The sequence below is a fragment of the Aliiroseovarius marinus genome (genome assembly GCF_004360145.1).
Taxonomy (GTDB): domain Bacteria; phylum Pseudomonadota; class Alphaproteobacteria; order Rhodobacterales; family Rhodobacteraceae; genus Aliiroseovarius; species Aliiroseovarius marinus.
Window position 1 is genome coordinate 1 of sequence record NZ_SAIT01000024.1, and the last position, 23,753, is coordinate 23,753.

24 protein-coding genes and 1 pseudogene are annotated in these 23,753 nt (G+C 60.0%); 19 read left to right on the plus strand and 6 right to left on the minus strand.

The window, feature by feature from the left end:
- The 14 genes and pseudogenes from EOL43_RS15430 to EOL43_RS14425 all read left to right on the plus strand — a co-directional run.
- Positions 1 to 217, plus strand: a 217-nt coding sequence (locus EOL43_RS15430) for a DNA-3-methyladenine glycosylase (protein WP_205669560.1), incomplete at its 5' end; no start/stop codon positions are given.
- A complete protein-coding gene (locus EOL43_RS14365; RefSeq protein WP_133489609.1) occupies positions 214 to 918 on the plus strand; it encodes a PIG-L deacetylase family protein in 705 nt (234 codons plus the stop codon). The genes EOL43_RS15430 and EOL43_RS14365, both read left to right, overlap by 4 nt.
- An 11-nt stretch (positions 919 to 929) precedes the next feature.
- Positions 930 to 2,093, plus strand: coding sequence for a DegT/DnrJ/EryC1/StrS aminotransferase family protein (locus EOL43_RS14370; protein WP_133489610.1), 1,164 nt, complete (start codon positions 930 to 932; stop codon positions 2,091 to 2,093).
- 11 nt (positions 2,094 to 2,104) lie between these two features.
- The gene (locus EOL43_RS14375) at positions 2,105 to 2,920 is read left to right on the plus strand and encodes a metallophosphoesterase (protein WP_133489611.1); all 816 of its coding nucleotides are present in this window, start codon (positions 2,105 to 2,107) and stop codon (positions 2,918 to 2,920) included.
- Positions 2,921 to 3,088: 168 nt separating this feature from the next.
- Complete coding sequence (locus tag EOL43_RS14380; protein ID WP_133489612.1) at positions 3,089 to 4,297, plus strand: aminopeptidase P family protein; 1,209 nt, start codon at positions 3,089 to 3,091, stop codon at positions 4,295 to 4,297.
- 357 nt (positions 4,298 to 4,654) lie between these two features.
- Positions 4,655 to 5,755, plus strand: a complete 1,101-nt coding sequence (locus tag EOL43_RS14385; RefSeq protein WP_133489613.1) for an ABC transporter ATP-binding protein — start codon at positions 4,655 to 4,657, stop codon at positions 5,753 to 5,755.
- Between the two features lie 116 nt (positions 5,756 to 5,871).
- Positions 5,872 to 6,978, plus strand: coding sequence for an extracellular solute-binding protein (locus EOL43_RS14390; protein WP_133489614.1), 1,107 nt, complete (start codon positions 5,872 to 5,874; stop codon positions 6,976 to 6,978).
- A gap of 112 nt (positions 6,979 to 7,090) precedes the next feature.
- Positions 7,091 to 8,365 carry an ABC transporter permease gene (locus tag EOL43_RS14395; RefSeq protein ID WP_133489615.1) on the plus strand — a complete coding sequence of 425 codons (1,275 nt, stop codon included), beginning with the start codon at positions 7,091 to 7,093 and terminating at the stop codon, positions 8,363 to 8,365.
- Between the two features lie 5 nt (positions 8,366 to 8,370).
- Positions 8,371 to 9,222, plus strand: a pseudogene (locus tag EOL43_RS14400) (ABC transporter permease); the annotation flags it as partial.
- Between the two features lie 237 nt (positions 9,223 to 9,459).
- Positions 9,460 to 10,092, plus strand: a complete 633-nt coding sequence (locus tag EOL43_RS14405) for an ATP-dependent Clp protease proteolytic subunit (RefSeq protein ID WP_133489617.1) — start codon at positions 9,460 to 9,462, stop codon at positions 10,090 to 10,092.
- A gap of 134 nt (positions 10,093 to 10,226) precedes the next feature.
- Positions 10,227 to 11,495: an ATP-dependent Clp protease ATP-binding subunit ClpX gene (clpX, locus tag EOL43_RS14410; protein ID WP_133489618.1), complete on the plus strand. Its 1,269-nt coding sequence runs from the start codon at positions 10,227 to 10,229 to the stop codon at positions 11,493 to 11,495.
- Between the two features lie 184 nt (positions 11,496 to 11,679).
- A complete protein-coding gene (locus EOL43_RS14415) occupies positions 11,680 to 12,051 on the plus strand; it encodes an NADH:ubiquinone oxidoreductase subunit NDUFA12 (RefSeq protein WP_133489619.1) in 372 nt (123 codons plus the stop codon).
- A gap of 42 nt (positions 12,052 to 12,093) precedes the next feature.
- Positions 12,094 to 12,552: an outer membrane lipid asymmetry maintenance protein MlaD gene (mlaD, locus tag EOL43_RS14420; RefSeq protein WP_133489620.1), complete on the plus strand. Its 459-nt coding sequence runs from the start codon at positions 12,094 to 12,096 to the stop codon at positions 12,550 to 12,552.
- A complete protein-coding gene (locus EOL43_RS14425; protein WP_338068782.1) occupies positions 12,549 to 12,908 on the plus strand; it encodes a DUF2155 domain-containing protein in 360 nt (119 codons plus the stop codon). Before mlaD ends, EOL43_RS14425 begins: the two co-directional genes overlap by 4 nt.
- Here EOL43_RS14425 and aat read toward each other — a convergent pair.
- From aat to EOL43_RS14450, 5 genes are all read right to left on the minus strand, one after another.
- On the minus strand, positions 12,872 to 13,465 hold the full coding sequence (gene aat / locus EOL43_RS14430; RefSeq protein WP_133489621.1) for a leucyl/phenylalanyl-tRNA--protein transferase: 594 nt from the start codon (positions 13,463 to 13,465) through the stop codon (positions 12,872 to 12,874). The two genes, EOL43_RS14425 and aat, sit on opposite strands and share 37 nt — an antisense overlap.
- 63 nt (positions 13,466 to 13,528) lie before the next feature.
- The gene (gene accC, locus EOL43_RS14435; protein ID WP_133489622.1) at positions 13,529 to 14,881 is read right to left on the minus strand and encodes an acetyl-CoA carboxylase biotin carboxylase subunit; all 1,353 of its coding nucleotides are present in this window, start codon (positions 14,879 to 14,881) and stop codon (positions 13,529 to 13,531) included.
- Positions 14,882 to 14,891: 10 nt separating this feature from the next.
- Positions 14,892 to 15,398: an acetyl-CoA carboxylase biotin carboxyl carrier protein gene (accB, locus tag EOL43_RS14440; protein ID WP_133489623.1), complete on the minus strand. Its 507-nt coding sequence runs from the start codon at positions 15,396 to 15,398 to the stop codon at positions 14,892 to 14,894.
- A 128-nt stretch (positions 15,399 to 15,526) separates the two neighbouring features.
- On the minus strand, positions 15,527 to 15,973 hold the full coding sequence (locus tag EOL43_RS14445) for a hypothetical protein (RefSeq protein WP_133489624.1): 447 nt from the start codon (positions 15,971 to 15,973) through the stop codon (positions 15,527 to 15,529).
- Positions 15,974 to 16,092: 119 nt separating this feature from the next.
- Positions 16,093 to 16,635, minus strand: coding sequence for a LuxR C-terminal-related transcriptional regulator (locus tag EOL43_RS14450; protein WP_133489625.1), 543 nt, complete (start codon positions 16,633 to 16,635; stop codon positions 16,093 to 16,095).
- Between the two features lie 120 nt (positions 16,636 to 16,755).
- Here EOL43_RS14450 and EOL43_RS14455 point away from each other — a divergent pair, with 120 nt between their 5' ends.
- Positions 16,756 to 18,261: a class I adenylate-forming enzyme family protein gene (locus EOL43_RS14455; protein ID WP_133489626.1), complete on the plus strand. Its 1,506-nt coding sequence runs from the start codon at positions 16,756 to 16,758 to the stop codon at positions 18,259 to 18,261.
- A gap of 49 nt (positions 18,262 to 18,310) precedes the next feature.
- On the opposite strand, the gene EOL43_RS14460 is transcribed toward EOL43_RS14455, so the two are convergent.
- Positions 18,311 to 18,595 carry a glucose-6-phosphate isomerase gene (locus tag EOL43_RS14460; protein ID WP_133489627.1) on the minus strand — a complete coding sequence of 95 codons (285 nt, stop codon included), beginning with the start codon at positions 18,593 to 18,595 and terminating at the stop codon, positions 18,311 to 18,313.
- A gap of 285 nt (positions 18,596 to 18,880) precedes the next feature.
- Here EOL43_RS14460 and EOL43_RS14465 point away from each other — a divergent pair, with 285 nt between their 5' ends.
- From EOL43_RS14465 to EOL43_RS14480, 4 genes are all read left to right on the plus strand, one after another.
- A complete protein-coding gene (locus EOL43_RS14465; RefSeq protein ID WP_133489628.1) occupies positions 18,881 to 20,221 on the plus strand; it encodes a helix-turn-helix transcriptional regulator in 1,341 nt (446 codons plus the stop codon).
- A gap of 120 nt (positions 20,222 to 20,341) precedes the next feature.
- On the plus strand, positions 20,342 to 20,710 hold the full coding sequence (locus EOL43_RS14470) for a response regulator transcription factor (protein WP_133489629.1): 369 nt from the start codon (positions 20,342 to 20,344) through the stop codon (positions 20,708 to 20,710).
- Positions 20,711 to 20,716: 6 nt separating this feature from the next.
- On the plus strand, positions 20,717 to 21,010 hold the full coding sequence (locus EOL43_RS14475; protein WP_133489630.1) for a hypothetical protein: 294 nt from the start codon (positions 20,717 to 20,719) through the stop codon (positions 21,008 to 21,010).
- On the plus strand, positions 21,010 to 23,748 hold the full coding sequence (locus EOL43_RS14480; protein WP_133489631.1) for an ATP-binding protein: 2,739 nt from the start codon (positions 21,010 to 21,012) through the stop codon (positions 23,746 to 23,748). The genes EOL43_RS14475 and EOL43_RS14480 overlap by 1 nt, the downstream gene beginning before the upstream one ends.
- Positions 23,749 to 23,753: the final 5 nt, after the last annotated feature.

A 23,753-nucleotide genomic window follows, 5' to 3' on the forward strand; every position in this document is an offset into this window, starting at 1 on the left:
TACGCCGCCCTACTGGCCCACTTTTGCGCCGCCCTTGACAGTACGACACACACCGCGCGCGGGCTATTACATCGGCCTGCCCGGGCAGGTGCAGGACATCGATGGACGGACCTTCACGGTCGCCTGCGGTGACGGAAACTGTATTGATATTCTTGATTGGCAGGGGGCGGAGGTGCCTCCGAAAATACATAGTAAACTTGGAAAGATGACGACATGAGCACGCTTGCCTCGACCGCATTTGGCGGCGATCCCAACGCACCGGTTCTGGTGATTGCCCCCCATCCCGATGACGAGGTGCTGGGCGTCGGCGGCACGATCGCGCGGCTGGCCGATGAGGGCCGCGAGGTGCATGTGGCAGTGGTCACCAAAGGGGGGTTGCCGCTCTTTACCGAAGACATGACCGCCCGCGTCCGGGCCGAGGCCCGCGCTGCCCATGATCATCTGGGCGTGGCCAAGACCCATTGGCTGGACTTCCCCGCTGCCGAACTGGCCGAGCATCCGCATGGCGGATTGAACGCGGGGCTGGGCAAGCTTGTGCGCGATCTTGCGCCGGGGCTGATATTCGTGACCCATCCGGGCGACATTCATATGGATCACCAGCTGTCGTTCCTCTCCACTCTGGTCGCCAGTCGTCCGCATCAGCAGGACTATCCGACGACGATCATGGCCTATGAAACGCTGTCGGAAACCAACTGGAACGCGCCCTATCTGACGCCCGCTTTCGTGCCGAATGTGTTCATCGACGTGTCCGCGACGCTCGACCGCAAGCTGGAGGCCTTCCAGATGTTTGCAAGCCAAGTGAAAGAGCCGCCGCATGAACGCTCGGTCAACGCGCTTCGTGCCTTGGCAACCCTGCGCGGGGCCACGGTACACCGTCCTGCAGCCGAGGGCTTTGTCCTTGTGCGCAGCGTGATCTGAGGGAGGGTTCCATGTCCAACTGGCCCGTATTCGACGAAGAACAGATCGCTGCCGTGACCGAGGTGTTGCGCTCGGGCAAGGTGAACGCGTGGACCGGCCCCGATGTGTGGGCCTTCGAGGAAGAGTTTGCCGATTGGTTCGGCGTCCCCCACGCGATTGCGATGGCGAACGGCACCGTCACGCTGGACGCGGCCCTGCATGTGCTGGGCCTGTCCGATGGGGACGAAGTTATCGTCACACCCCGCAGCTTCATTGCCTCGGCCAGTTCGGTGTCCCTGAAAGGCGGTGTGCCGGTCTTCGCGGATGTGGACCCCGACAGCCAGAACATCACCGCCGACACCATCGCCCCCCTGATCACGCCCCGCACCAAAGGGATCATCCCCGTACATCTGGGCGGCTGGCCTTGCGATATGGCCGCGATCATGGATCTGGCGCGGGCGCATGATTTGTGGGTGATTGAAGATTGCGCGCAGGCGCATGGTGCGATGATCGGGGAGCAACATGTGGGCGGCTTCGGCACTTTCGGGTCGTTTTCCTTCTGCCAGGACAAGATTATGACCACGGGTGGCGAGGGCGGTATGTTGACCACTGCCGACCGAGACCTCTGGTCCAAAGCGTGGAGCTTCAAGGATCACGGCAAGGACTATGATGTGGTGTTCAACACCGAGCACCCTCCGGGCTTTCGGTGGCTGCACGGGGCTGGGCCGGGCACGAACCTGCGCATGACCGGGCCGTCGGCGGCCATCGGGCGGGTGCAGTTGAAGCGGTTGGCTGACTGGCGGGCACATCGCACGGCGAACGCGGGTATTCTGGCGCGGGCGCTCTCTGGGTTGGAGGCGATCCGTCTGCCCGATGTGCCGGACGATCTGACCCACGCTTACTACCGTTTCTATGCCTTCGTGCGCCCTGAAGCGTTGAAAAACGATTGGAGCCGCGACCGTATCATCGCCGAGGTCTCGGGGGGCGGGTTCCCGATCTTCTCGGGGAGTTGTTCCGAGATCTATCGCGAAGGCACCTTCACGCGCTATGGTTTGGGACCAGATGCGCCGCTTCCGGTGGCGCGGGATTTGGGCGACACCAGCCTGTGTTTCTTGGTGGACCCGACTTGGGCCACAGAGCGCACGCAGGCGCTGGGTGACTGTTTGCAAACGGTGATTGGTAACGCGACACGGTAAGAAAGAGCGGAATGGGAACGTTTCTAAACAACCTGTTTCAAAAGTTCGGGGGCGGCGCAGAATTTAACGCGCCACTGGCCCCGGATCAGCCTTTTCTGGTGATTGGGGATATCCACGGGCAGCTCGATGCGCTCGACGCCACATTAGATCGCATCGCAGATGACCCGAAGCACGCCGATCTGCCCCTTGTCTTTGTCGGAGACTACATGGATCGCGGCCCGCACAGCGCGGGGGTGCTGAGCCGGTTGATGGCGCTGCAAGCGTCGGACCCGCGTGATGTCACCTGTCTGCGCGGAAACCACGAACAGCTTTTGCTGAACTTTCTAGATAACCCGCCAATGAACGCGCCGGTCTGGTTCGCGAATGGCGGGCTTGCCACGCTGAACAGTTTTGGCATCCGTGCCACGAAGCTGGACATGCGTGGGGACCGCGTTCTGATGGTGCGTGAGCGGTTGAAGATGGAGATGGGGGACGAGGCATTGGGCTTTCTGCGATCTCTGCCCAACCTGTGGCAAACCGGAAATGTTGCAGTGGTGCATGCGGGTGCGGACCCTACCACGTCGATCACCGACCAAGAGGACGACGTGTTGATCTGGGGCCACGCCGATTTCAGGACGCGGCCGCGGGCCGATGGGGTCTGGGTGGTGCATGGCCACACGATTGTGCCCAACGTGATGGTCCGTCAGGGACGCATCTCGGTTGATACCGGAGCCTTTCAGACAGGCGCGCTGCCTGCGGTGGCGGTGTCCACCGATGGCGTGCGCGTTATGGGGCAGGGGGGTATTCAGCAGATCTGGCCTGACCGGGACATGCACGAAGCCAGTTGACAGAATCCACTTTCACGGCCACAACTTCCCCATCCGCAGCGATGGCGTCGCTGCCCTGTGTGCCACATGCACACCGGTCCGGAGATCAACTGCCCTGGACGCCGGGGAGTTTGGTTGGCCGGGCATATCCCATTCACGTCCCGGCCTCGGAAGATGGAGAGATGTGATATGTCACGCCCTCAGTATTTTGTTTGTGAAAACGGTGAAAAAGCCCCGCTGCCTTTCTCGGATGCGGAATATGAACGCCGCTTGGCCGGTCTGCGCAAGATCATGGCCGCTCGTGGTGTCGAAGCTGTTGTCTTCAGCTCGATGCACAACATCGCCTATTATTCAGGCTTTCTGTATTGTGCCTTTGGTCGCCCCTATGCCCTGGTGGTGACCGCAGATCGCTCGACCACGGTGTCGGCCAATATCGACGCAGGCCAGCCGTGGCGCCGCTGCTACGGTGACAACGTCATTTACACCGATTGGGAGCGCAACAACTATTGGCGCGCTGTAAAAAGCCTTGTCGGCAACGCCAAGTCGGTCGGGATCGAAGGCGACCACATGACCTTGGCACAGCGTGGTCTGGCGGAAGAGTTCCTGTCGGACAGCACCTTTACCGACATTGCTGGTGACACGATGCAGGCCCGCATGATCAAGTCGGCCGAGGAAATCGCGCTGATCCGCGAAGGCGCGCGCATTGCGGATGTCGGCGGGGCCGCCATTCACGACGCGATCCGCGTTGGCGCCCGCGAGATTGACATCGCTATGGCGGGTCGGGACGCGATGGAGCTTGAGATCTCGCGCGCCCATCCCGATAGCGAAATTCGCGACACGTGGGTCTGGTTCCAGTCGGGCATCAACACCGATGGCGCCCACAACCCAGTCACCACGCGCAAGCTGGAGGGCGGCGATATCCTGTCGCTGAACACCTTCCCGATGATCTCGGGCTACTACACCGCGCTGGAACGCACGCTGTTCGTCGGCGAGCCGGATGCGGAAAGCCTGCGGATTTGGGAGGCCAACGTTGCTGCGCACGAGCTGGGTATTTCGCTGATCAAGCCGGGTGCGACTTGCTCGGGCATCACCGCCGAAATCAACAAGTTCTTCGAAAGCGAAGGCCTGCTGCAGTATCGCTCTTTCGGCTACGGTCACTCGTTTGGCGTGTTGTCGCACTACTATGGCCGCGAGGCTGGGTTGGAGCTGCGAGAGGACATCGACACCGTGCTGGAACCCGGCATGGTTGTGTCGATGGAGCCGATGCTGTTCCTGCCGGAAGGCACAGCAGGTGCTGGCGGTTATCGTGAACATGATATTCTGGTGGTCGGAGAGGACGGTGCCGAGAACATCACCGGCTTCCCCTATGGCCCGGGTCATAACATCATTTCGCGATAGGAACTGATTCTGGCGTAAAATTGCCCTGAAGGGTCGCGCGAGTGTCATCCTGACGGTGTGATTTACTCAGAGTAAAGAGAGAAACCCGGGCGGCAGAACAGTTGCAAGCGTAGATTTGCCCCTGCCGCCCGGTCACCAATCAACGGCTTTCCCCAAGGTCAGAAAACGGCAGGGTGAAGCGTTTATAAAAAGAGGTTTGGCGCGAACTGACAGTTAAGCTTTGGTGTGTAATGCGCGCGCAGAAAAGCACAATTAATTGTCAGACAGTAGGAATTCAGTCGAATTGACTGTTGATATCGCTCATTTCTTCGTGTTGGCTGGTGCAAGATAAAAAAGAACATAGACCAGGGGGGTCACTTGGCTGAAGCTGTTACCGACGACGGGTTTGTCGTTTTTGATCGTGTCCAAAAAAGCTACGACGGGGAAACACTGGTTGTTAAAGACCTGAACCTGTCGATCGCGAAGGGCGAGTTTCTTACCATGCTTGGGCCGTCTGGCTCCGGGAAAACCACCTGCTTGATGATGCTGGCCGGTTTCGAGACCGCAACCCACGGTGATATTCGCCTGGGTGGTCAACCGATCAACAACATCCCGCCGCATAAGCGTGGTATTGGCATGGTGTTCCAGAACTATGCGCTGTTCCCGCACATGACGATTGCCGAAAACCTGGCCTTCCCGCTGGAAGTCCGGAAGATGGGCAAATCCGAGCGTGAAGAGAAAATCAAGCGTGCACTGGACATGGTGGAGATGGGGGCCTTTGGCGGCCGTCGTCCGTCGCAACTGTCCGGTGGTCAGCAGCAGCGTGTGGCGCTTGCCCGTGCGCTGGTGTTTGAGCCCGAACTGGTTCTGATGGACGAACCGCTGGGCGCACTGGATAAGCAATTGCGCGAAAAGATGCAGTTCGAAATTACCGATCTGGCACATAATCTGGGCATCACCACGGTCTACGTGACGCACGACCAGACCGAAGCGCTGACCATGTCCGACAACGTGGCGGTATTTGACGATGGCCGCATTCAGCAGCTGGCGCCGCCGGACCTGCTGTACGAAAAGCCGGAAAACAGCTTCGTTGCGCAATTCATTGGTGAGAACAACACCTTGGAAGGCGTTGTGACCGAGATCTCGGGCGATACCTGTGTGGTCCGTCTGGACGACGGGGAAGAGCTGGACGCGACCCCGATCAACGTCTCGAAGGTCGGCGAGCGCACCAAAGTGTCGATCCGTCCCGAGCGTGTCGAATACAACAAAGAACGCCTGCAGGAAGGCGCCCATACGCTGAAAGCCGAAGTGCTTGAGTTCATCTATATGGGCGACATTTTCCGCACCCGTCTGCGCGTCGCTGGCAATGATGAGTTCATCATCAAGACCCGTAACGCACCGGACGTCGAGCGCCTGAAACCGGGTCAGCAGATCGAGATCGGCTGGCTGTCGCAGGACTGCCGCGCGCTGGACGCATAATCAGAATTGCTGCGGGGGCGTGGCAACACGGCCCCGGGCATCTTGCCAGGGAATTGCCATGCAGCCCGTCTTGCAATTCCGACCAACCAAACGGGCTAACTAGGGAGAATTAAAGTATGAAACTTGCGAAGATGTTTATGGCCACCTCGGCCCTGACGCTTGCCGGCAATGTGGCAACCGCCGAGGATATGGCCAACGAACTGACGCTGGTGTCCTGGGGTGGTGCCTATCAGGCCAGCCAGGTGAAGGCCTATGTCGAACCGTATCTGAAGATGCACCCGGAAGTGAAAGTCACTTGGGACGAAAGCTCGGCTGAAGCCGTGGCCAAGCTGCGCGCCATGAACGAAGCTGGTAACGTCACCTGGGACCTTGTTGACGCTGTTGCTTCGGACTCGATGCGTCTGTGTGACGAAGGTTTGGCAGAAGAGCTGAACCACGACGAAGATCTGGCCGCTGCCCCCGATGGCACCTCGGCGTCGGACGACTTCGGCGACCTTCTGGTTTCGGACTGCTTTGTACCGCAGATCGTTTACTCGACCACCTTCGGCTACCGCAAAGACCTGGTTGGCGAAACCAAGCCCGACAGCGTTTGCGCCATCTTCGATCTGGACACCTGGCCGGGCAAGCGTGCTCTGCAGAAGCGTCCGATCGACAACGTAGAATGGGCTCTGTACTGCGACGGCGTTGCCAAGGACGAGATCTATGACGTTCTGGGCGAAGACGGTGGCATGGAGCGCGCTCTGGCCAAACTGGACACCATCAAAGACCAGGTTGTCTGGTGGACCGCTGGTGCAGAAACCCCGCAGCTGCTGGCTGACGGCGAAGTTGTCTTCGGTTCGACCTTCAACGGTCGCCTGTTCTCGGCCATCGCCGAGCAGAACCAGCCGATCGAAATGCTGTGGGACATGCAGTCGTTCGACCTTGACGGTTGGGTTGTTCCCGCTGGTCTGCCGGCAGACCGCAAAGCCCGCGTTATGGACTTCCTGAAGTTCGCAACCGACACCCAGCGTCTGGCTGATCAGGCTGCCTACATCTCGTACGGCCCGGCCCGTAAGTCGTCGGCTCCGCTGGTTGGTAAGCACGCCGAACTGGGCATCGACATGGCGCCGCACATGCCGACCGACCCTGCAAACTCGGGCAACGTTCACGTGTATGACTACGAATGGTGGGCAGACAACCGTGACGATCTGAACGCAAAATTCGAAGCTTGGCTGGCCAAGTAATTTGAATGCGAAGGGGGCCTTCGGGCCTCCTTCACCCCCTATTTATCTATCTGATTTGTTTGTCAATTTAGCTGACTGAAACCAAGAAACGGCAACAGCCGACAGGGAAGATATGAGCGATACAACTGATACCGGCGGCCCGGTTCTGGCCGCAGATGGAACGCCGCTGAAGCGCAGCCTTGCGCGCGCCTTGCGGCGACAGAAACTGCGGGCCTTGATGCTGATTGCCCCGCTTTTGCTGTTCATTCTGATCAGCTTCATCCTGCCGGTTGCAGACATGCTCTATCGTTCGGTGAAGAACGGGATCGTGGCCGACACGCTGCCGCGCACCGTTGTCGCGATTGCCGACTGGGATGCGGAGAGTGGGGACCTTCCAAGTGAGGCCGTCTATGCCGCGATGGCTGCCGACCTGAAAGAGGCTGCTGCTGCCAAGACCCACACCAAGGTCGGCACACGCCTTAACTATGAGAACCCCGGCATCGCGTCGCTGTTCCGTAAGACTGGGCGCAAGGCCAAGAAGTTCGACATCGAGGGCGTTGCCTCGTGGAAAGACGAGTTGATCGACATCAACAAAGACTGGGGTGACATCGATAACTGGCGCACCATCCAGACCTATTCGCCGCGTGTGACACAGGGTTACTTCCTGAACGCAGTGGACATGCGCGTGGGCACCGACGGTGCAGAACTGCGCCCCGAGGCCGAGCGGATCTATATGAACCTCTTGGGACGGACGCTGTGGATGTCGCTGGCGATTACCGTGTGCTGTATCATTCTGGCCTATCCGGTGGCGTGGATCCTTGCGAACCTGCCAATGCGCAAAGCCAACATTCTGATGATCCTAGTGCTTTTGCCCTTCTGGACGTCACTTCTGGTGCGGACCTCGGCATGGAAAATCCTGCTGCAGCAACAGGGCGTGATCAACGACATCCTTGTCTGGATCGGCCTTGTGGATGACAGCGCACGACTTGTGATCATCAACAACCAGTTCGGTACGATCGTGGCGATGACCCACATTCTGCTGCCGTTCATGATCCTGCCGATGTATTCGGTGATGCAGACCATCCCGCCCAGCTATCTGCGCGCTGCGAAAAGCCTTGGCGCAACTGACTGGACCGCGTTCTGGAGGGTCTACTTCCCGCAGACCGTACCGGGTATCGGTGCAGGCTCGATCCTCGTGTTCATCTTGGCGATCGGTTACTACATTACGCCGGCATTGGTCGGGGGTACGAAAGGCACGTTCATCTCGAACCAGATTGCCTTCCACATCTCAAGCTCGTTGAACTGGGGTCTGGCCTCGGCACTGGGCGCAATCCTTCTGGCGGTCGTTCTGGTCCTGTACTGGGCGTATGACAAGATCGTCGGCATTGACAACGTGAAGCTGGGGTAACGGACATGGCACTTCCTCCATATGCAACCACCGGCCAGCGGGTCTGGCACTATACCTTCCGCGTGATCTGTGGACTGATCTTCTTCTTCCTGATCGCTCCCATCGTCGTGGTGATCCCGCTTAGCTTCAACTCGCAGGATTTCTTTACCTTCACGAAAGAAATGCTGAGTTTCGATCCGGCAGGGTATTCGCTGAAGCACTATCGTGACTTCTTCGGGAACCCGGATTGGCAGGATGCCCTGTGGAACTCGATCAAGATCGCACCGGCCGCCACGCTGCTGTCCGTGTCGCTGGGCACCTTGGCTGCGATTGGCCTGAGCCAGCCGCACGTGCCGGCTCGCCGTGCCATCATGGCCACGCTGATCTCGCCGATGATCGTTCCGCTGATTATCTCGGCAGCCGGGATGTACTTCTTCTATTCCCGCATCGGTCTGGCCGGCACCTATTGGGGTGTTGTGCTGGCGCACGCTGCACTGGGCATTCCCTTCGTGATCATCACCGTGACTGCAACGCTGGTGGGCTTTGACCGCTCGCTGACCCGTGCAGCGGCCAACATGGGCGCGGATCCGGTAACCACCTTCTTCCGCGTGCAGATGCCGCTGATCCTGCCGGGCGTGATCTCGGGTGCGCTGTTTGCCTTCATCACCTCGTTCGACGAAGTTGTTGTGGTGATCTTCGTGGGCTCGGCCAAACAGCAGACGCTGCCATGGCAGATGTTCACCGGCTTGCGCGAGCAGATCAGCCCGACCATTCTGGCGGTTGCCACGATCCTGGTGGCCATCTCGATCGCGCTTCTGACCACGGTCGAATTGCTGCGCCGCCGCTCCGAGCGCCTGCGCGGGATGTCCCCGGGCTGATTGCTACAGAAAAACTGAAAAAGATCAGGCGCCTTTCAGGCGCCTTTTCTTTTGCAAATTGTTGTCCTGACGGTGCCTGGAAAAGGAATTTATTAACCGTTTTCCGGCAACTCTGTCCGAAATGTGTGACGGAGTGCGCAGCCGGATTGCTTCGGCCCCTTGCAGCCCCCCAAACACAGGACTAGGTTGGCATCAGGTGCCCAGAACGGGCTTTGGCGCGAAGAGAAAGCAGGCGACATGCACGATCCGATTGATACCTATATGAACACCCTTGTCCCGATGGTGGTCGAGCAGACCTCGCGCGGGGAACGGGCCTATGACATTTTCTCGCGCCTGTTGAAGGAACGGATCATTTTCCTGTCCGGCCCGGTGCATGACGGCATGTCCAGCCTGATCGTGGCGCAGCTTCTGCACCTCGAGGCTGAGAACCCGAACAAAGAGATTTCGATGTACATCAACTCGCCGGGTGGCGTGGTGACCTCGGGGCTGTCGATCTATGACACGATGCAATACATCAAACCCAAAGTGTCGACCTTGGTGATTGGTCAGGCCGCGTCGATGGGATCGTTGCTGCTGGCTGCTGGTGAAAGCGGTATGCGCTTCTCGCTTCCCAATTCGCGCATCATGGTGCACCAGCCTTCGGGCGGCTATCAGGGGCAGGCGACGGATATCATGATCCACGCACAGGAAACCCAGAAGCTGAAAGACCGCCTGAACGGGATCTATGTGAAGCACACGGGTCAGAAAATGGAAGCCGTGGTTGACGCGCTGGAGCGTGACAACTTCATGGACCCCGAGGCCGCTAAAGACTGGGGTCTGATTGACGAGATCGTCGAGAACCGTGCCAAAGGCGACGACGCCGAGGCCTGATCTTGAAGGGCCCATCGCGGGCCTTTCAAAAAGCTGATTGTGAATACCCCGACCCTGGCCTAAGCTGGGGGAAGGGGCAAAGACCGCCCGGAAGGGCTTAACGGGGTCGGTATCCGGCCTAATGGGACTGGACTATGGCGAATAATTCCTCTGGTGACAGCAAGAACACGCTTTACTGCTCGTTCTGCGGCAAAAGCCAGCACGAGGTGCGCAAGCTGATTGCGGGGCCGACGGTGTTTATCTGTGATGAATGCGTTGAGCTGTGCATGGACATCATCCGTGAAGAAACCAAGTCGTCGGGGCTGAAGTCCTCGGACGGGGTGCCGACACCTTCGGAAATCTGCCAGGTTCTGGATGATTACGTGATCGGGCAGGGGCATGCGAAACGTGTGCTGTCTGTGGCCGTGCACAACCACTACAAGCGTTTGAACCACGCCGCCGCCAATGGCGACGAGATTGAGCTGGCGAAGTCCAACATCATGCTGATCGGGCCGACGGGCTGCGGTAAGACGTTGCTGGCCCAAACGCTCGCGCGCATTCTGGACGTGCCCTTTACCATGGCAGACGCCACCACACTGACCGAAGCCGGTTACGTGGGCGAGGACGTGGAAAACATCATTCTGAAGCTGCTGCAGGCGTCGGAATACAATGTCGAGCGCGCACAGCGCGGCATCGTTTATATCGACGAGGTCGACAAGATTACCCGCAAGTCGGACAACCCCTCGATCACCCGCGACGTATCGGGCGAGGGTGTGCAGCAAGCGCTCTTGAAGATCATGGAAGGCACCGTTGCCTCGGTTCCGCCGCAAGGTGGCCGCAAGCACCCGCAGCAGGAATTCCTGCAAGTGGACACCACGAACATCCTGTTCATCTGTGGCGGCGCGTTCGCGGGTCTGGATAAGATCATCGCACAGCGCGGCAAGGGCTCGGCCATGGGCTTTGGCGCTGATGTGCGCGAAAATGACGACCGTGGTGTGGGCGAGCTGTTCAAAGAGCTTGAGCCTGAAGACCTGCTGAAATTCGGTCTAATTCCGGAATTCGTTGGCCGTTTGCCGGTGATTGCAACGCTGGAAGATCTGGACGCGGATGCTCTGGTTACCATCCTGACCGCGCCGAAGAACGCCTTGGTCAAACAGTACCAGCGCCTGTTCGAACTGGAAGACGCGCAGCTGACCTTTACCGAGGATGCGCTGAAAGCCATCGCGAAACGGGCTATTGAACGCAAGACCGGCGCGCGCGGGCTGCGCTCGATCATGGAAGACATCCTGCTGGACACGATGTTCGAACTGCCGGGACTTGAGAACGTGGACGAAGTGGTCGTGAATGACGAGGCGGTGACCTCGGACGCGAAGCCGCTGATCATCTACGCGGACACCGCGAAGGAAGAAGTGACCGCCAGCTAAGCGCGCAAACTGATTCCCGAAATCATTACAAAGCCATCGCCCTGCGCGGTGGCTTTTCCTTTTAAGGCCTGCCTGCGCACGAAACTGGCCTCAAATCGCGCATGGAACGTGGATTGACGGGCAAAGCTCTGGACCTTCGCACCAGCTTGGGCCATATCAAGTGTAAGAAATTTCGGAGATCGACATGCGGCTTCTTTCGCTTCTGACATGGTACCACAGTGAGACGATCGGAACCTGGCTGTTCACACGCCGTAAGGGCGTGAAAGTCGGGCAGGACGATCAGGGCAATGTCTTCTATCGCAACCAAGACGACAGCCGCCGCTGGGTGATCTATAACGGCGAGCCCGAGGCAAGCCGCGTCAGCCCCGAATGGCATGGCTGGCTGCACCACACGTTTGACAACTGCCCGGAAGACAAGCCGCTGGTCCACAAGGACTGGGAAAAGCCGCATCAGGATAACCTGACCGGTACGGCGCTGGCCTATGCGCCGGTTGGGTCCCTGCGGCAGGCCGCCCCGGTCGAGCGTAGCGATTATGAAGCTTGGCAGCCTGAGTAAGCTAGTTTCGACGATCAGTCCTCTGAGTGAGGGAGATTTCGCATGAGCAATACCCACACAACCGAGGTCGTCACCGGCAGCATCGTGCTGGCGGTTGCCGTTGGGTTCCTGCTGTATGCAGGCCAGATTGTGGGCCTGTCTGGGACGGGAACGACCACCAGCTATACCGCGTCTTTCCGGACGGCGGATGGTATCTCGGTCGGGACGGATGTGCGTCTGGGCGGCGTTAAGGTTGGCACAGTGACCGACATCACGCTGAACCCGGACACGTTTCGGGCCGACGCGGATTTCACCGTGCAGTCTGACGTAGCTTTGCCGGAAGACACCGCCATCATCATCTCGTCCGAAGGCCTTCTGGGCGGTAATTTCGTCGAGCTTTTGCCCGGCGGATCGCCCTTCAATCTAGAGCCGGGTGCCGAGATCGAAGACACTCAAGGCTCGGTCAGCCTTGTGCAGCTATTGCTGAAATACGTCGCCGGTGGCGAGGATAGCGCCGAGTGATCCGCGCTGCTGTCATCCTGTCCGCCGCGTTGTTCGCGGCCGGCACGGCTTGGGCCGAAACCGCAAAGGCGTCGGGTGCCCTTCTGCGTGGATTGGACAAGGTGTCGGGCACGCCCGTGGACTTCAAGATGAACGTGGGCGACACGGTCGAACTGGGCCGTCTGCGCGTCACCTTGGGCGAATGCCGCTATCCCACCGACAACCCCTCGGGCGACGCCTTTGCGTGGCTGGTGGTACGCGATGGCAATGCAGAAGAGACCACGTTCGAAGGCTGGATGATCGCATCCTCGCCTGCGCTGAACGCGCTTGACCACCCGCGCTATGACGTCTGGGTGTTGCGCTGCGTCACCGAATAAGCGTCTGGCAGGGGGCGACATGTCAGGTCGGCTTGACCCTCCAACGCAGTTCTCAACAGCTGATGATAGGCCGCGCGCGGGATCTCGACCGCGCCCAAACTGGCCAGATGCGGGGTTAGGAACTGCGTGTCGAACAGCGTAAAGCCGCAGGCCCGTAGATGGGTCACCAGATAGGCAAGTGCGATCTTTGAGGCGTCCCGACGGCGCGAGAACATGCTTTCCCCAAAAAACGCCCTGCCCAGCGTAACCCCATAGACGCCTCCGATCAGCGCGTCGCCCTCCCACAGCTCAAGCGAATGGGCGTGGCCCATCCGGTACAACTGAGCATACAGCGCGAAAATTGTGTCGTTGATCCAGGTTTCCTCCCGGTCAGCACATCCCGCAACAGTCCCCGCAAAATCCCGGTTCAGGGTGACCTGATAAGGCGTGCGGCGGATCGTGCGGGCAAGGCTGCGCGAGATGTGAAAGCTGTCCAGCGGAAAGATCCCGCGAAGTTTTGGATCGACCCAGAAGATTTCGGGATCATCGCGCCCTTCGGCCATGGGAAAGACACCCATAGCATAGGCTTTCAACAGCAGTTCTGCGGTGAGAGGAGGAGGGGTGGGGTGGGCCAATGGCCCTTACCCCATGTTTTCGTCCAACCAGCGTTCCAGCCAGTGGATATTGTAGTCACCCGAGTGGATGTCGGCCTCGGCCAGCAGCATGTCGAACAGCGGCACCGTGGTTTCAATCCCATCGATGATCAGCTCGCCCAAGGCGCGGCTCAGACGTGCCAGTGCTTCGGGGCGGTCGCGGCCATGCACGATCAGCTTGCCGATCAGGCTGTCGTAATAGGGCGGGATCGAATAGCCGTCATAGAGCGCGCTATCCATCCGTACACCTAAACCGCCGGGGGCGTGATACTGGGTGATCTTACCCGGGCTGGGGGTGAAGTTCGGCAGACGCTCGGCGTTCAGGCGGACCTCGATCGCGTGGCCGTTCACCACCAGATCCGACTGGGCGAAGGACAGCTTGTTGCCTTCCGCCACAAGGATCTGTTCGCGGACCAGATCAACATCGAAGATATATTCGGTAACGGGGTGTTCCACCTGCAGACGGGTGTTCATTTCAATGAAATAGAACTCGCCATCTTCATAGAGGAACTCGATCGTACCAGCGCCGGAATAGCCCATTTCGGCCACAGCGTTGGCGCAGATTGTACCAATCTTTTCACGCTCTTCCGGGGTGATCGAGGGGCCAGGGGCCTCTTCAAACACCTTCTGGTGACGACGCTGCAAGGAGCAGTCACGTTCCGCCAGATGCACGCCGCCGCCTTGGCCGTCGCCAAAGACCTGCACTTCGATGTGACGCGGCTTTTGGAGGTATTTCTCCATATAGACTTCGTCATTGCCGAAGGCGGCTTTCGCTTCCGAGCGCGCGGTCGAGAACGCGGTGTCGATGTCGGCCTCGGTCTCGGCCACTTTCATGCCGCGTCCGCCACCACCTGCGGTGGCTTTGATGATGACCGGATAGCCCATCTCGGCCGCGGTTTTGCGCGCGCTTTCGATGTCAGGCACACCACCGTCCGAGCCCGGAACAACCGGAATGCCCAGCTTGATCGCGGTGTCTTTCGCGGTGATCTTGTCGCCCATCATGCGGATGTGCTCGGCCGAGGGGCCGATGAAGGTGATCTCGTGATCTTCCAAGGCCTGCACGAAGGTCGCGTTTTCCGACAGGAAGCCGTAACCGGGGTGCACAGCTTGTGCGCCGGTGATTTCGCAAGCGGCGATGATCGCGGGGATCGACAGATAGCTGTCGGCGCCGGCGTTGGGGCCGATACAGACGCTTTCATCTGCCATGCGCACATGCATCGCGTCCACATCAGCGGTCGAATGCACGGCAACGGTTTTGATGCCCATCTCGCGGGCGGCACGGATCACGCGCATCGCAATCTCGCCCCGGTTGGCAATTAGGATTTTATCGAACTGGGCCATGATCCGCCCCTTATTCGATGATCATCAGCGGCGCGCCAAATTCGACCGGCGAGCCATCTTCGACCAGAATGCGGGTCACTTTACCTGCACGCGGGGCCGGGATCTGGTTCATGGTCTTCATGGCTTCCACGATCAGCAGGGTCTGGCCTTCCGACACGGTATCGCCCACGTTGACGAAGGACGGGCTGCCGGGCTCTGCCTGAAGGTAGGCGGTGCCGACCATCGGCGATGGAACGGCGCCGGGGTGGCTTGCCGGATCGTCAGAAGCCGCGGCCGGAGCGTCTGCGGCGGGTGCGGCTGCCGGGGCGGCAGCGGCGGCTACGGGTGCAGGGGCCGCAGCGGCAACGGGGGCTGCGATCTGCTGTACAACCTCTTTCGCGCGGCTGACGCGTACGTTCAGGCTGTCGTTTTCGCCATAGTCGCGCATGACTTCCAGCTCGGTCAGGTCGTTTTCCTGAAGCAGTTTCGCCAGCGCTTCGATGAATGCCACATCGGTTTCGTGATTTTTCTTGGCCATAGGTCCTCGCCCTAGATTGTCTGCCTGTCTATCTATGCAGGCTTCACGTCATTGCAACGCTTATAAGACGCTACGTAAGGGGAGAAAAGCAAGAAGGGCAGCGAAATCGGAAAATCGCCCGATATCGGTCAGGAATTCTGGGCAGCCTCCGTCGAAACCGGGTCGTCAGATTGGGGGGGGCTGTCGTCCTGACGGATCTCGGGCGTATCTGGCGCCTCGTCCACGTCGGTGAGTTGTTCGGGCTGGGGCTCCTGGCTCTCAGACAGAGACCGTGCCAGTTCGATCTGTGCCAGACGCTGGTGCAACTCGCGTTCCATTTCCAACACGTTCATCTGGAAGGTTGGCGGCGGTCCGACCGGTTGGTTCGGGTCCGGAGGCGGCTCGATTGCAGTGTGTTTTCGGCTGTCGGTCAATGCCTGCGTGTTGCCATGTTCCTGCGTGTTATGGGCATCCGCGCGGGTTTCGCCGGCTGTGGGCGATTTTTCCACGCGGTTCGGGTCAGGGGCCGGACGCACGGACCTCTGCGCCATCAATGTGGCCTGCGCCCCCAAGGGGGAGGGTACTGTAAATTCCATTTCAAGCTCCGTTACCTGCGGAGCCCCCACCATGTGGCAGTTTATCCAGCCAAAAGTTGCCAGAGGCTTAAGATCTGGTGGAAAATGTTCACGAAGGTTAACGCGGTCTAAACGAAGTCTTACAGCGGCATGCCCGAGAACTTCGCCACAAGCTCGGGCAGTTTGCGGGCGCCGAACTTTTGCAACAGCCGCGCGCGATGTGCTTCGACGGTGCGATAGCTCAGCCCCAACGACAGGCCGATCTCTTTCGACGTCTTGCCCTGACAGGTCAGGATGGCCACGTCGCGTTCGCGGGGCGTCAGTTCGACCACAGGGCGTTCGGCCGATAGGTCGGCAAAGCTCCAAACGCCTTGGCGGAACGGGTCGTCAGGCGTCAAGCTGGTGCCGCGTACGCGACACCAGAACATGTCGCCATCCAGCCGTCGCATCACGCGCTCGTCTTCATAGCGCCCGGTTTCACGCAGGATATCGCCCCCGACTCGCGCCACTTTTTCATAGTCTTTCAGGGATGGGTACAGCCGTTCCAGTGGCATGTCTTTGAAGCTGTCGACCTCGGCCCCGAACATCTCGGCAAAACGCAAGTTGCATTGGCGCACGATCCTGTTTTCGGTCAGCGCAAGCCCTGTGGGCGCGTACATGAAGGCAAGATCCATCTGCGTCATGGCCCCACTCTGCCAAAGCTTTGACGACAATTCAAACAGTTGCGTAGTTATACGGGGCTTGCATGGACATAAAATGTCGTCCGATAGTCGTTTGGTCGATCGTGATGAAAGGGAGGTCTCATGAATCTGGCGCATTGGCTAGAGCGCACAGCACAAGTGCATGGCGACCGGCCCGCAGTGTTTCGCGGGGGTGATCAGATTTTTACCTATGATGGGTTTTTCCGCGCGGCGCAGGGGCTGGCGGCGGGTTTGGCCGCGCGTGGGGTAGGCCCCGGCGACCGCGTGGCTCTGTTCATGAAGAACTGTCCGCAATATCTGTTGGGATTCTACGGCGTGTGGGGGTTGGGTGCGGCGGTGGTGCCGATCAATGCCAAGCTCCACCCGAAAGAGGCTGCTTTTATCCTCGAGAACTCGGGCGCCAAGCTGGTCTTGGTGACGGATGACTTAGCCGATGGGCTTGCCGACGTGACCGACGTTCCCCTTGTTCGCGTCGAACGCCCTGAATTTGTCGAACTGTTCATGCACGAGCCGCTGCCGGTGGCCGAGCGCGCGGGATCTGATTTGGCGTGGCTGTTCTATACATCCGGTACAACCGGGCAGCCCAAAGGCGTCTATATCAGTCACGAGATGATCCGCTCGACCTCTTTGTCCTATTTGTTGGATTGCGACGACGTTTCGCCCGATGATGGGGTCTTCTATATGGCGCCGATGAGCCACGGGGCCGGGATCTATTCACCGATCCACGTGGCGCGCGGGGCGCGGCACATAACGCCTGCCTCGGGTGGATTTGACGAGATTGAGCTTTTGGACACGGCGGAGGCACAAGGCCCGCTCCAGATGTTTATGGCGCCCACGATGGTGCGGCGGTTTACGGATATCGCGAAAGCGGCGGGGCGGCGCGGCGAGGGGATCAAGACCATCGTCTATGGCGGTGGCCCCATGTATCTGGCGGATATCGAAGATGCCGTCGACTGGTTTGGGCCGCGCTTCGTACAGATTTATGGGCAGGGCGAATGCCCGATGGCAATCACGGCCTTGCCGCGGGATGACGTCGCCGACCGCGCGCATCCGCGCTGGCGCGACCGTCTGGCCTCGGTCGGGCGGGCGCAAAGCGTGGTTGAGGTGCGGATCGGCGACGAGGCGGGCCAGCCCTTGCCCCCCGGAGGGGTGGGCGAGATCATGGTGCGCGGCACCCCCGTCATGCCCGGCTATTGGAATAATCCCGAGGCCACCGCGAAAACGCTGGTGAATGGCTGGCTGATGACCGGCGACATGGGGTTTCTGGACGAAGACGGCTATCTGACCATGCGGGACCGGTCGAAAGACGTGATCATCTCGGGCGGGACAAACATCTACCCGCGCGAGGTGGAAGAGGCGCTGCTGACCCACCCGGATGTGCACGAGGTCAGCGTGGTCGGTCGCCCAAGTGCCGAGTGGGGCGAAGACGTGGTGGCGTTCGTTGTGCTGGTGGAAGGGGTTGCGTTGAACGAGGCCGCGCTGGACGCGCACTGTCTTGAAAACATTGCCCGGTTCAAGCGGCCCAAAGTCTATTTTGCGCTGCCTGAGCTGCCCAAGAACAACTATGGCAAAGTGTTGAAAACCGAGCTGCGCAAGCTGTGTGAATAAAAAAGGCGCGCCGTGTCTGGCGCGCCTTTTTTGTTTTATGCTGTCCTGATCAGACCGGGCAGGGCGCGGTGCGATAGGTGCCGTCGCCATTCGAATAGGCGCACTGGTTGGTGTGATAGTTGCGGGCCACCATGATGCCAGCGGCAGCGCCGGCCAGCGTGGTCAGAACCGTCCAGTTCTTGTTAGCGCCAATGGCGTTGGCGGTGATCAGGCCGGCACCGATACCGGCGACGCCACCGATGATGGTTTTCTCTTGATCGGTCAGCGGGCGGCTCATGCAGGCGGTCAGCGCCAGCGAGGCCACACAAGCAAGGGTCAGTACGGATTTCTTCATGTTATCCTCCAGGATGAAAGGCTGTTTTCATACTCTTTCTAGGGGATTTGAAGGTCAAGGACACATATCGGCGCAGTGCGGCCAGATCCCGGCGGGAATTTGCCACCCAATTCGGGCGGTGTCTTCTGTAGATTTGTTAATGTGGAATTGTATTCACGTTCACCTTTGAAAAATGCATGTTAAGGCGCTACAAAGGCATAATCTTTTTGTAAACACACTTGAAGGGTTCTGGTGTAAATTGAAAACGCCGCCGGCCCCCATGAACGCATCGCAAAGTGACGATCTATGCCGCATTCCAGACTAACCGGAAGCCGAATTCGCGAACGTAGGCTTGTGCTGGGCCTGAAGCAAGCTGCGCTTGCCAAAGAGGTCGGGATTTCCGCTGCCTATCTGAACCTGATCGAGCATAACCGCCGCCGGGTGGGGGACAGTCTTCTAGAAGCTCTGGCGAAGGCGCTGAAGACCGATCCGGCCGTGCTGGCAGAAGGCGCCGAGGCGGCGCTGTTAGGTGCGCTGAGCGAGGCGGACAAACGACTGCCGCAAGCGCAGGCAGAACTTGACCGGTCCGAGGATTTTGCAGGGCGATTTCCCGGTTGGGCGTCGTTGGTTATGGCGCAGAACCAGCGGATCCAAGAACTTGAACAGATGGTCGAGGCACTGTCTGATCGCCTGACCCATGACCCTGAATTGGCCGCGTCTTTGCACGAAGTAATCTCGGCGGTGACCGCGATCCGGTCGACCGCCGCCATTCTGTCCGGCGGTGGCGAGGTTGATCAGGAATGGCAGGATCGCTTCCTGCGCAACATGCGGGACGAGGGGATGCGCCTATCCAGTGCCGCGCAGGGCTTGGTCGAATTCTTGGATGCGGGCAGCAGCGAAGAGGTTGTCCCCATTGGGCCGTCGGAAGAGCTGGCGACATTTCTGGATGCGAACGACCACTTCTTCCCCGACCTTGAAGCCCCATCTGCGTGGAAGGCTGGTGCGCGGGATCAGGCCATTGCGGCGGTGATTGCGGAAAGCGCGGCGCTGACCTCGCGCGAGGCACAGGACATGGCGCGGCATTTCCTGTTGCAATATATCGAAGATGCAGAGGCGATGCCCATACAGGCCTTCCAGACCGCGCGCACGGCGCATAGGTGGGATCCGGCGGCTCTGGCCCGCGAGTTCCGGCAATCCTTGCCGTCTGTCATGCGACGCATCGCCTTTTTGCCGCCGACCTCGGATGGGACGGTGGCGGGGCTTATAAGCTGCGATGGCGCGGGTGCCTTGGTCGTCCGCAAAGCCGTGCCGGGGTTTGCCTTGCCGCGCTTTGGCGCGGCCTGTCCGTACTGGCCGCTGTTCCAAGCTTTGGCGCAGCCGGAACGCCCTATTCGTGCCGTGGTCCGTCAGCCTGGAGGCGCGCGTCGTCGCCATGTCTGTCAGGCGGTGTGCGTGCAGCAGGATGCGCTGTCCTTTGACCGCCCACCCGTCTACGAGGCTTATATGCTGATCCGCGAATTGGACGACGCGCTGGATGGCGACGCGCTGTCCCATGCTGCCCCGATCGAAGTCGGTTCCACCTGTCGGGTGTGCCCACGCACTGATTGTGCCGCCCGCCGCGAGGCGACAATCCTGTCGGCCGGGTAATTTTGCCGTTATTTCAAGGCCGCATCCCGGCCGTTCAGGCGTGTTTTACTTGATTGCGGCCATGATCTTGGCGATAGTCGCTGGACGGTGCGGGCATGTCGCATCCCGGGGGAGGGGCTTATGAAAAGACAGGTGCTGGTCATCGAGGATGAACCGAACATCGCCGAGGCCATCAGCTTTATCCTTAGTCGCGACGGTTGGAGCGTCTCGACCCATGCCAGTGGCACAACTGCGGTTCAGGCTGTGCGGGATGCCAAACCCGATGTTCTGATCCTTGACGTGATGCTGCCCGGCAAGTCGGGCTATGACATTCTACAGGACCTGCGCAGCGCCGATGACACCCGCGCACTTCCGGTTTTGATGCTGACCGCACGCGGGCAGAAAACAGACCGCGATCTTGCCGAGCGGCTGGGTGTGAACCGGTTCATGACCAAACCCTTCTCGAATTCTGAAATACTGACGAACCTGCGCGAGCTGGTTGGAGGCTAACCACGCATGAGGTCCCAGCGTGAACCCTTGTTCCTAGCGCGCCAAAGCTATCGCCGGCGCCGAGTCGAGGATGCCGCGCGACTGCTGCCTCTGCTGGGTGTGGTTCTGTTTCTTTTGCCCCTGATGGTTGGGGGAGAGATCGGGTCGGTGCGCCTTGCGTTTGTCTTTTCGTCTTGGTTCATCCTGATCCTGTCTGCCATGTTGCTGGCCCGCCATCTTGGACGTGACGCCGAGCAACGCCCCATCGGTTCGCAGTCCAAACCGCTTGCACCCTCGGAAGACCCGGCAGGGCGCCGCTAATGCTGACATTCAACACGCTTGTCGGGGTCTGCTTCCTTTATGTCATCATGTTGTTTCTGGTGGCGTTTGTGGCCGACAAACGCGCGCGGCGCAGCAAGGTGCGGTTCCTCTCGTCCCCGATGATCTACACGCTGTCGCTGTCGGTCTATTGTACCGCGTGGACCTTCTATGGCGCGGTCGGATACGCGGCGCGCTCGGGGTTGGAGTTCGTGACCATCTATCTAGGTCCGACCTTGGTGATGATTGGATGGTGGTGGTTCCTGCGCAAACTGGTGCGGGTAGGGCGCAGCCAGCGCGTGACGTCGATCGCCGACTTGGTCTCGTCCCGCTATGGCAAGTCAAACTTGTTGGGCGTGCTGGTGACCCTGATCGCGGTGATCGGCACGACGCCCTATATCGCGCTCCAGCTGCAATCCGTGACGCTGTCCTTCGCCGTCTTTGCCCGCGACCGGTCTGCGGGGTGGGTCATTCCAGACCTTGAGCAAACTGCGATTTGGGTGGCCGGCGGACTGGCCCTGTTTACGATCCTCTTTGGGACGCGAAACCTTGACGTGAATGAACGCCATCACGGTGTTGTCACCGCCATCGCGGTCGAGGCCGTGGTGAAGCTTGTCGCGCTGATGGCGGTCGGGATCTTCGTGGTTTGGGGCATTGGCGGCGGGTCGCAGGGCATTTCCGCCGCGATACAACAGGCCATTCAAGCCGCCCCCGAGGGCGCGTGGTCCCTGCAAGGCGGGCGCTGGGTCGGTCTGACCTTTCTATCTGCAGCCGCCTTCCTGACCCTGCCGCGCATGTTCCAGGTTCTGGTGGTTGAGAATGTGGATGAACGGCAGCTGGCCACAGCCTCGTGGGCGTTCCCGCTGTATCTGTTCCTGATGAGCCTTTTCGTCATTCCCATCGCCGTTGTGGGCTTGGCGATCTTGCCAAAGGGCGAAAACCCCGACCTCTTTGTGCTGACTCTGCCGCTTTACTTCGAGAGGGACGGGCTGGCGATGCTGGCCTTCCTTGGCGGTTTCAGCTCGGCCACCTCGATGGTGATCGTGGCCTCGATCGCGCTGGCGACGATGGTGTCGAACCACATCATCATGCCTTTGTGGCTGTCGACCCGGCTTGGCGTGGACGCGTCAGAATACCGAGACGCCCGTCAGATCCTGCTCTCAGCCCGTCGCTTGTCCATCGTGGGCATCCTTGCGCTGGGCTATTTCTATTACCGCATTTCGGGCGGGGGGGCCGCATTGGCGGCCATCGGTCTGATCTCGTTTGCTGGCGTCGCACAGGTGCTGCCCGCGATGGCTGGCGGGTTGTTCTGGCGCGGCGCGTCGCGCAGCGGGGCCGTGGCGGGCCTGATCACTGGCTTTGTCATTTGGGCCTACACGCTGTTCTTGCCCAGCTTCGGCGAGGCGGGCGTGATGAGCGCCTCGATGTTGGCAGACGGCCCGTGGGGGATCGCGGCCCTGCGCCCGCAGGCCTTGTTCGGTGTAGATGGGCTGGACCCGGTCGTGCACGCGCTGTTTTGGTCTTTGATCCTGAACTGTTCGGTGTTCGTCTCGGTCTCGCTACTGTCCTTCCCCAGCCCGCTCGAGCGTTTGCAGGCGGCCCAGTTTGTCAATGTGCTGGACCAATCCGGCCCGGCTCGCGGGCGTAGTTTCAACGCGGCCACGTCGGAAGACCTGTTGGTGATGGCGCAAGAAATCATGGGCTCGGATCAGGCGCAGGCGTGGTTTCAGGCGCAGGCCGAACAGCAGGGGAAACAGGGCTATCTGCCAGACACGACCCCGGATTTCATTGGGCGATTGGAGCGCGAGCTATCGGGTCTTGTCGGCACCGCAACCGCCCACGCCATGATTGGGCAGATCTTGGGCGGTACGACCGTGTCGGTGGATGACTTGCTGGCCGTGGCGGATGAAACCCAGCAGATGCTGGAGCAGACCTCGCAACTGGAAGCCAAGCAGTTGGAGCTGACCACCACAGCGCGCCAGCTGTCCGAGGTGAACGAAAAGCTGACCCAGCTGTCGATCCAGAAGGACGCGTTCCTCAGCCAGATCAGCCACGAATTGCGCACGCCCATGACCTCGATCCGGGCGTTTTCGGAAATCCTGCGGGATGGAGGGGCAAATGATCCCGAGGCCGCCGCGCGGCACGCCTCGATCATCCATGACGAAAGCGTGCGCCTGACGCGGCTGCTGGACGACCTTCTGGATCTCAGCGTGTTGGAAAATGGTCAGGTGCAGCTCTATCCGCGGCGCGAGGTGATGCGCGAGGTGCTGGACCGCGCGATTGCGGCCACAAGCTCGGTCATTGATCAGGAAAAGATGCATATCCACCGCAATCGTTCGGACGAGGGGGTGGCGCTGTATACGGATACAGACCGGCTGGCGCAGGTGTTCATCAACCTGATTTCAAACGCCGCGAAATACTGCGATGCCAAGGACAAGCGGTTGGCGATCCGCGTGCGCCAACGCGGCGGGCGGCTGCAAGTGGATTTCGTCGACAATGGCAGCGGTGTGCCCTTGGAAAGCCAGTCGATGATTTTCGAGAAGTTCTCGCGCCTGTCCGATCAGGCGGCCGCAGGCGGTGCGGGCCTTGGCTTGGCCATTTGCCGCGAGATCATGGACAAATTGGATGGGTCCATCACCTATCTGCCGGGGCAAAGTGGGGCCGCGTTCCGCGTGACACTGCCAATTGGCACGCAATCCCCATTTGGCCGCACATGGCCGTCAGACATCAATCATTTATAAACCTT